Consider the following 9241-nt stretch of genomic DNA (forward strand, 5'->3'; position numbering starts at 1 on the left):
GCCGAGAAGGGGACTGGCATGACCGCGATGATAGACAGCGTGATTTACATCCCCAAGCGGGACGGCCGCGAAGCCATCCCGGAATTCATGGGGAACGAGATAGTGAGCGAAATCCATCTCAGGGTGATTCCTGGCGCGAACATAAGCGAGGCAGAGGAGGAGATAACTTACGAGCTCATGAGGCTCCACCACGTGACCGAGGACAACAAGGACTTCACGGTAATGAGCTCTGCCTACATAGCCGAGCAGGTGGGCAACATAACCGGGGCGCTCGGGCTTTTCCTGGGCGGGATAGCCGCCATATCGCTCTTCGTGGGAAGCATAGGGATTGCGAACACGATGTTCATGAGCATAATGGAAAGGACCAAGGAGATAGGGACCATGAAGGCTGTGGGGGCGAGGAACGCGGACATAATGAAGATATTCCTGATTGAGGCTGGCATAATAGGTATCGTGGGCGGGGTCATCGGGCTGGCGCTGAGCATCGCGGTCTCGTGGGGGATAAACCAGTTCGGGGTTCCCAGCAGCATAACGAACGAGGTGATGGCCGGGGCCCTGATTTTCTCGTTTGCAGTAGGATTGGTTTCGGGCTACCTGCCTGCGAGGAATGCGGCCGAGCTTAATGCGGTGGAAGCGCTCAGGTTCGAGTAGAGTTGAATCCGCGCAAAGCATCTTGAAGGGCCGGCGAAACCCATTTATTATAAAAAGAGCTGACGGATATTGTATTGGCATTCAGATGTATTTCAGATGTATAGATGGACAAAAAGGCGATGGTTGAAATGACGAGGATTGCGGTGATAGACCGGGATTTGTGCACGAACATCAAGTGCGGCTACGTGTGCGAGAAGGTGTGCCCGGTGAACAGGATGGGCAAGGAGTGCATAAAAACCGAGGAAAATGGGGTTTACCCGGTTATAAGCGAGCCGCTCTGCATAGGGTGCGGCATATGCGTGAAGAAGTGCCCGGTGCAGTGCATAAGCATAATCAACCTCAAGGAGGAAATAGGGTCCCCGCTGTTCCAGTACGGCGTGAACAAGTTCAGGGTGCACGGCCTGCCGCTCCCCAAGGACGGGGTTACGGGGCTCATAGGGAGGAACGGGATAGGGAAAACAACTTCCCTGAAAATACTCACCAAGCAGCTTATTCCTAATTTCGGCATAGCTTCGAGGAAGAAGCTGGATGAAGCAGAGGTGCTTGCGAAGCTCACCATGGACCAGAGGAGGTACTGGGAGGCGATGGGCTCCACCCAGAAGGCGAGCTACAAGCCGCAGAACATCTCGCAGATAAGCGAGATGTTCAAGGGGACCGTGAAGACGCTGCTCTCGAAATTCCAGGAAGGCAGGATGGACGAGGCGATTGAGAAGTTCGGGCTGGAGAAGATAATGGGCAGGAGGCTCAGCCAGCTTTCCGGGGGGGAATTGCAGAAGGTCGCGATAGCGGTCGCGTACGTGAAGGACGCGGACATCTACTTTTTCGACGAGCCTACTAATTATTTGGACATAGCCGAGAGGATGCGCATAGCGGTCGTGCTCAAGGATTTTTCGGAAAGCAGGAGGATAATGCTCGCGGAGCACGATCTGGCAATACTGGATTACGCGAGCGATTACGTTTACCTTTTCTGGGGCGACGAGAGCGTCTACGGGATGGTTTCCAGCGTGAAGAACGTGCGGAGCGGCATAAACGAATACCTCTCGGGCTTCCTGAAGGACGAGAACACCAAGTTCAGGGAGTACGAGATAAAATTCAGCAGGTTCAGCGAGAGCGAGCGGAAGAGGCCGGTGCGGTTCACTTACCCGGCGCTCGGAAAAAAATACACGGGGTTCGGGCTTTCGTGCGAAGCAGGAGACGTGAGGGAAGGGGAGATAGTGGGGATAGTGGGGAGGAACGCGCTCGGAAAATCAACGTTCGTGAAGATGCTGGCCGGGGTGGAGAAGCCGGACGAAGGGGAAGGCGGGAAGTTCAGGGTTTCCTACAAGCCCCAGTACATCAAGGCCGAGGAAGGCGTCGGGGTGGAGCAGCTGTTCGAGAAGAAGCAGCTGAATCAGCAGGTGCTCGAGGAGTGCAAACGCAGGCTCGGCGTGAACCGGCTGATGCTCAAGAGGCTGGAGGACCTTTCCGGAGGGGAGCTGCAGAAGGTCGCGATAACGCTCGCGCTCAGCACGGAAGCGGAAATCTACCTGCTGGACGAGCCTTCTGCGTTCCTGGATATAGAGCAGAGGCTCAACCTCGCTGACCTTTTGCGCACGATATTCTCGGATTCGCAAAAAAGTGCGTTCATAGTTGACCACGACGTGGTGTTCATAGACGCGGTCTCCTCGCGCCTGATAGTTTTTGACGGGGAGCAGAGCGTGAAAGGCCATGCGTCGGCGCCGATGGCCAAGAGGGACGGGATGAACTCTTTCCTGGAGCTGGTGCAGGTCACCATGCGCAGGGACAAGGAGAGCAACAGGCCCAGGATAAACAAGCCCGGGAGCGTGCTGGACAGGGAGCAGAAAGCCAGCGGAGAGTATTATTACCAGACGGAATGAGCAGCGGCCTGGGGCGCAGGCCTTGGGGAGTCGCCCGCGGAACGAGGCGCGAACCTCTGGGGGTTTAGCGAAAAGTATATAAACCCCTATGCCCCAACATATCATACGCTTTATGGAAATATTTAAAAGCTTATTCTAATTTCCAGCGCCTGGGCGCTGATCTGGAAAACATTGGGAAAACACTGAAAACAAGGTGGGATGAAATGGCTGAGAACAAATGCCCGGAATGCGGCGGAAAGAAGCTCATAAAGGATTACGAGAAAGGGGAAATCATCTGCGCGAGCTGCGGGCTGATAATAAGCGAGAACATCGTTGATTTCGGGCCCGAGTGGAGGGCTTTCGACGCAGAGCAGAAGGAGAAGAGGGCGAGGGGAGGGGCGCCGGTGAAGTTCATGAGGCCGAACAAGGGCCTCGTAACGGAGATAGACCAGTACAACAGGGACATAAGGGGAGTTAGGATATCCCCGAAGAAGCAGGCCCAGCTGTACAGGATGAGGAAGTGGCACAAGCGCGTAAGCATAGCAACTTCCATGGAGAGGAACCTCGCGATTGCGCTCGCGGAGCTGGACAGGGTGGCTTCCTCGCTCGGGCTGCCTGAGAACATAAAGGAGAGCGCGGCCCTGCTTTACAGGAAAGTGGTGAAGGAGGAGCTTATAAGGGGCAGGCTGATTGAGAGCGTCGTGTCAGCGGTGATTTACGCGATTTGCAGGATGCACGGGATTCCGAGGACGCTGGACGAGATTGCGAAGGCGTCCGGGATAGAGAAGAAGGAAATCGGGAGGGCGTACAGGTTCATAAAAGTGGAGATGAACATGGACGTGCCGCTCACTGACCCTGCGGAATACGTGCCTAAATTCGCGGCTGCGCTCAAGCTCGGGCCGCCGGTGCAGGAGGAGGCAGTGAAGCTCATAAAGAAATCCGTTAAGAAGGGGTTGATTTCAGGAAGGGGCCCCACCGGAGTTGCGGCCGCGGCGCTTTACATAGCGAGCGCGATGCACGGCGAGAAAAGGACCCAGAAGGAGGTCGCGGATGTCGCGGGGGTTACGGAAGTGACCATAAGGAACAGGTACAGGGAGCTCAAGAAGGAACTGGGCCTGAAGATAAACCTCTGACTTGCATTTCTTTTTATTTTTGCTTTTCTTCCTGGTTTTTATTTGTTCCATTCCTTATTCCATCATTGATGAGAACCAGATTTTCTGAGCTATGCAAATAGCGATGATTGGGACCTTGAGTTCTGAATTTACGCTGCGGTTGCCTCAGGCATCAGGCCGGTTTTCGTGATTTTGAAGGCAGGGAGTTCTGTTATCAATCTTTTTAAATATTCAATCCGAACTGGATTTGAGGTTTTCGATACTGATGGTCAAACACAAGATAATACCGCTTCCGGATGCGAGCGTGGGGAGGGTGCTCGGGCTGGTCGAAGTGCTGTATTCGTACGGGGGGAGCGTCAAGGTGTCGTTCCTGGGCGAGGAGCTGAGGATGGCGATAGATGAATTGGGCAGCGCCATTGACATGGGCGAGCTGTTCGGGCTCATGAAGGTGAAGGACGGGACGGTCACGCTCACTATCTACGGGGAAGCGGTCAGCCTTGGGACCGTGGATGACAAGAAGAGGATATTGAGGAAGCGGATATCCGAGGTGGAGCCGTTCAGGACCGCAGTGGGCATGCTGAAGGGAAGCGAATTCGTGAGGGAAGGCGAGGTTTTCACCAAGATAAGAGAGAGCTACCCGATAACTGACAGGGAGAGGTTCCACAAGCTTTTCGTGGGATGGGGAACCTACGCCGGCATATTCGAGTACAACAGCAGGGACAGCACTCTGTCAATTCCGCGCAGGCAGGACTGAAACGAATTCTGGATGGAGCGGGATGCATCGCGAGGGACAGAAAAGGCGCGCGCTGGAGCGCAATAAATCACGTGATTAGCGAGGTTATCTCGTCCACGTAGTCCTGGAACTTCCTGCTGCGCATGTCCTTGGGCTTTTCAAGGTCTATGCGCAAATCCGCCTTTATGTGGCCCGGCCTCTGGCTCAGCACTATTATGCGGTCGGCCATGTAAACGGCTTCCTGGACATTGTGCGTTATCAGGAGGAACACGTCGGGTTTCATTTTCCGGTTCTGGTAATAGCGCAGTATTTCGTTCTGGAGGTTGCGGGCTGTGAGCGGATCAAGCGATGCAAAAGGCTCATCCAGGACCAGTATGTCCGGCTCCCTGCACAGCGCCCTCGCTATCCCGACCCTCTGCTTCATTCCGCTGCTCAGGTCGCGCGGGTAGTTGTCTTCGAAGCCGTTGAGGCCCACGGCGGCCAGGTATTTGAGCGCCAGGTTGCGGCGTTCCTCCGGCGGCCTGGTTATGAGCGCCAGCTCTACGTTTTCCCTTACGCTTTTCCACGGGAGGAGCGCGAAATTCTGGAACACCATCATTATCCTCGGGTCAGGGCCGGCGATGGGTTTGCCATGGAAGAACAGGCCGCCGGCAGTGGGCTTTTCCAGGCCTGCGATTATTCTGAGGAGCGTTGTTTTGCCGCAGCCCGAAGGGCCGACAACTGCGATGGACTCGCGCTTGGTTATCTTGAGCGAAATGTCTTCTATGGCGGGTATGACCTTTCCTTCAACCACGTAAGTTTTCGAAACATCCTTCAAGCGAAGCTCCATCAAACCGCCTAAAACTTGTATTTGTAGCTTTCACGCACAAGAGGCCTCCATATTAGCTGGTTGGGAATCAATATTAATAATGTGATGCAGGAAACGGCGAGAAACACGCCGTCCAGGTTGCCTTGCACAGAGGACAGGGAAAGGAGATTCCCCAGGCCGGGCAAGTCGTAGGGCGTGCCTGCGGGGGAAATTATGAATTCGCTCACTATGCTCGCGTTCCAGCCTCCGCCGATTGCTTCCAGGGCGCCCACGAAAACTGCCGGCATTATTGCAGGTATGAGGAGGTGCCTAAGCCTTGAAATCGTCCCCATGTGGAGAAGTTTTGAGATGTCCATTATGTCGTCCGGTATGTTCTGGACTGCGCGGATGAGGTTGAAAAGGAGATACCATTGCATGCCTGTAAGGACCAGGAGCACTGATGCGATTTCAAGGGCAGCCGGAAGCCCTATCCTGTCTCCAAGAGTTTGTATTACAACGACCACGAGGACCGGGAAGATGGAGACTGCGGGTATGGACTGCCCCAGGTCAAAAACAGGCATCATGAACTTCATGACGTTTTTGTTGCGGGCGAAAAACAAGGCGAAAAGCGAGGTCCAGAACAGGGCGATTGCAAACGCCACCAGTATGCGGATTATCGAGCGTGCCATGAAAGAGAATATTGCGAAATCCTCTGCAAGGGAGGGGATGCGGAAGAGCAGGAAATAGAAAAATGCCAGTGCAACGCAGCCCGTGAGCACGTATGATGCAGTGCTGCTGACTGCTTCGTGCGAAGTGGAGCTCCACGGGGTCACCGAAAGCCAGTCGAGGATTTTTTGGGACTTCGCCTGGAAGCGTTCCAGGAGCCTGGAAAAGCTGGAATAGCCGTCCTCGAGCAGGCGCACCAGCCGGCCGTTTTCGGCTTCTGCGTCTGCATCGACAGTTACTGGCTGTATGGAATACGCGCGCGCCTTGCGGAGCAGAGGCTGCCAGAAATAGAAATCCATCGCGAATACCAGGAACGCGAGCGCTATTATCCCTATGAAGGAGTTGAGCAGATTGAAGGAGAATGCGGAGCGCGCTATGAATGCCCCCAGGCCCGGCAGGGCTATCTTTTCGTTTCCAAGGGCGAGGTATTCGCTTGCCACGAGGAAGTACCAGCCGCCCCCCCAGCCGGTTATGGAGCCGGATATGAATTGCGGGAGGGATATCGGGAGACAAACGTGTGTGAGGTAGCGGAAACCGTTCAGGTTCATCAACTTTGCGAGGTCCCTTATGTCGCTCGTTATTGAGGAGCCGCTTTCCACTACCGCAAAGACCACGGCCCACGTCATGGATGTGAAGATGAGGAATATTGAGGAAAGCTCCTGGCCGAGCATGCCTCCGGGGAATGTGAGGACGAAAAACATTATGGCGAACGGGAAAAATCCCAGAATCGGGACTGCCTGGAGCACGTCAAGGACCGGGAATATGAATTCATAGGCTTTTTTGTTGTGTATGATGAGTATGCCGAAGATGAATGAGAACAGTATGGAAAGCGCGTATGCGCTTGCCATGCGTATGAAGCTGCGGAAGGCGAAATAGATGAGCTCGAAGGCCTCCGGGCCCATTGCCAGGAAAGCAGCGGAGAAGAAGGCTACCAATAAGAGCATGAAGTACCTTCTGCGCATGAGGTAGAGCAACTGCGGGAATCTTTATATTTGTATTTGCAATTATTTTGGCCCGGCGGGGCAATCTGCAAATCCGGCCCGGCTGGAGCCTGCTTGGGTCAGATTGCGAATTTGCCTGCGTTGTCCCTCAGCCCCTTCAGCCCTGGCAGCTCGTTCCCGCTCAGGTATTCCACCAGAGCTTTGCCCGAAAGCGAGATGTATCCGAACTTCTCCTTCGGGATTTTGAATTTTTCAATCGCGGTTATCGTGTGCCCTCCGCCCACCAGGGAGAAGCCCGGGGCCCGGGAAATAGTTTCCAGGACGTGCCTTGTGCCGAACTCGAATTCCTTCTGTTCGTAAACTCCAGCTGGGCCGTTCACGAATATGAAATCCGAGTCGAGGATTATCTCCTTGTACCTGAGCAGGGTATTTTCGCCTATGTCGAATATCATGCCGCGGTCTATTTCATTCACATTGCAGTCCACGCGCTTGCCCAGCACGTTAAGCCCCACGTCAACAGGGACCACTATTTTGTCCTTGTGCTTTTCGAGCATTTTCTTCGCTCCTTCAGCGTGCTTTACCAGATCCGTCTTCACCAGGTAATCCAGGGATTCGCCTATCTTGTGGCCCTGCGCGTAGATGAAAAGGATTGAGAGGGCCCCGCCCAGGAGTATTTTGTTCACCCTTCCGCTCGCGAGCCAGCGCTCCATGACCCTGAACGAATCCTCCACTTTCGAGCCTCCGAAGAAGAACGTGATGTTTTCCGCGCCGTCCATCAGCTTGAGGGCTTCGAGCTCGTCGCTCAGGACTTTTCCTGCCGCGCTCGGAAGGCAGTTCGTGAAGCCCACTACGCTCGCGTGGGAGCGGTGCGCGACTGAGAGCGAATCAAGGATGAAGTAATGGCCGAGAGGCGCGAGCGCCCGCACCACTTCGGGGACTTCGCTTCCGGATTTGGTTTCGTCAGGAAGAATGCGCACGTTGTTGAGCAGCAGGACCTCGCCATCCCTCAGCTGGGCTATAGCTTTCTGGGCCTTTTCCCCTGCGACATCGTCCACGTAATAAACAGGCGTCCCGAGCTCCTTTTCAAGAAGCTTCGCGTGCTGCTCCAAGGCGATGAAGTCGTCTTCGCCCGCCCTGCCCTGGTGGGCCAGGAGGACCACTTTCGCGCCAGCGTCGCGCAGGCCTGCTATGCTTTTCGCGTGCGCGAGTATGCGCGGATTGGACTGCACCTTCCCGCCTTCCACCGGCGAATTGATGTCTATGCGCTTGAACACCACTTTCCCTTTCAACGGGAGCTCGTTGTATTTTCTCATGCGGACACCTTTGCGGGCAAAAATAGCAAATGAAATTCAGGGGTGAAGAATAAAAAACCAACTGATGGAGCGTGCGGAAGCGAGGGGATATAAAGGTTCTATGCGTTGTAATTTATAACTTTTGGAGGTTTTTGCATGAAGCAGATTGGAAAGAATCCTGAAGCGCTGGACTCTTCGGGCCGGATAACCAAAGTCCGGAACATGTGGAAACGCACTATGCGGTTTTTGCAGGGAAAGCACAGGCTGGACAAGGAGCTCATATGCGTGCTGAAGGACAAGGAACTGACCAACGAGCAAAGGATGTGCAAGGTAAAGGAACTTATTTATGACGGGGCAGACCCGAACGCAAAAACCAAGAAGGAAAGGAGCGCGCTCGTGCTTGCGGCGAACTGGAACATGCGCGAGATTGCGGAGTTCCTGATTCAGAGCGGCGCGGACGTGAATATGCGGGATGGAAGCGGACGGAATGCGCTCATGCTTGCATGCAGGAAGGGCCATGAGGGCATGGCCGGGCTCCTGCTGGAACATGGCGCGGAAATTGATGCGCAAAACGTGAGGGGATGGACTGCGCTCATGCTCGCCGCGCGGAAGGGAAAAAGCAGGACTGTGAAGATGCTGATAAATGCCGGAGCGAACTTGGAGGCGAGAAACCGCGACGAAGAAACCGCGCTTCTGATAGCCGTAGGTGCCGGGCATTTCAGTTCGATGTGCGAGATTATCGAGGCGGGCGGAGATGTGAACGCAAGCTACAGCAAAGGCAGGAATGCGCTTCTGCTCGCAGCTGAACGCGGGGACGCGGAATGCATTAGATTTCTCGTGGAAAAAGTCGCGGACATTGACGCCAGGGACAAGGAAGGGGCGAGCCCGCTCGCAGTGCTGGTCGGGAAAGGGGAGCTGGAGTTGGCCAGACTGCTGGTGGAAAGAGGGGCGAACGTCAATCAGGAAGACAAGGAAGGGGCGAGCCCGCTCATAAGGGCGGTAAATTCCGGGCTCGCCGAGATGGCAGCCTTCCTCCTGGAAAAAGGCGCCAAATCCAACAAGCAGGATGGAGCCAGGAGGACCGCGCTCGCGATTTGCGCGAAAGAAGGGTTTGTGGAGATTGCGCGAATTATTATTGAATAC

Annotated in this window: 8 protein-coding genes; 5 read left to right on the plus strand and 3 right to left on the minus strand. The window is 54.9% G+C overall.

The window, feature by feature from the left end:
- From WC488_03185 to WC488_03200, 4 genes are all read left to right on the plus strand, one after another.
- A partial coding sequence (locus WC488_03185) for an FtsX-like permease family protein (protein MFA5077406.1) occupies window positions 1–651 on the plus strand: 651 nt, incomplete at its 5' end.
- A gap of 104 nt (window positions 652–755) precedes the next feature.
- Window positions 756–2528, plus strand: coding sequence for a ribosome biogenesis/translation initiation ATPase RLI (locus tag WC488_03190; GenBank protein MFA5077407.1), 1773 nt, complete (start codon window positions 756–758; stop codon window positions 2526–2528).
- Window positions 2529–2731: 203 nt separating this feature from the next.
- Window positions 2732–3640, plus strand: a complete 909-nt coding sequence (locus tag WC488_03195; protein ID MFA5077408.1) for a transcription initiation factor IIB — start codon at window positions 2732–2734, stop codon at window positions 3638–3640.
- Between the two features lie 226 nt (window positions 3641–3866).
- A complete protein-coding gene (locus WC488_03200; GenBank protein ID MFA5077409.1) occupies window positions 3867–4373 on the plus strand; it encodes an AAA-associated domain-containing protein in 507 nt (168 codons plus the stop codon).
- A 67-nt stretch (window positions 4374–4440) separates the two neighbouring features.
- Here the strand turns inward: WC488_03200 and WC488_03205 are convergent, their stop codons facing one another.
- From WC488_03205 to pgk, 3 genes are all read right to left on the minus strand, one after another.
- Window positions 4441–5181: an ABC transporter ATP-binding protein gene (locus tag WC488_03205; protein MFA5077410.1), complete on the minus strand. Its 741-nt coding sequence runs from the start codon at window positions 5179–5181 to the stop codon at window positions 4441–4443.
- Window positions 5182–5189: 8 nt separating this feature from the next.
- Window positions 5190–6827, minus strand: a complete 1638-nt coding sequence (locus WC488_03210; protein ID MFA5077411.1) for an ABC transporter permease subunit — start codon at window positions 6825–6827, stop codon at window positions 5190–5192.
- A gap of 98 nt (window positions 6828–6925) precedes the next feature.
- Complete coding sequence (pgk, locus tag WC488_03215) at window positions 6926–8119, minus strand: phosphoglycerate kinase (protein MFA5077412.1); 1194 nt, start codon at window positions 8117–8119, stop codon at window positions 6926–6928.
- 135 nt (window positions 8120–8254) lie between these two features.
- Between pgk and WC488_03220 the strand changes: the two genes are divergently transcribed.
- A partial coding sequence (locus WC488_03220) for an ankyrin repeat domain-containing protein (protein MFA5077413.1) occupies window positions 8255–9241 on the plus strand: 987 nt, incomplete at its 3' end.

This window comes from Candidatus Micrarchaeia archaeon (assembly GCA_041650355.1).
Classification (GTDB): domain Archaea; phylum Micrarchaeota; class Micrarchaeia; order Anstonellales; family Bilamarchaeaceae; genus JAHJBR01.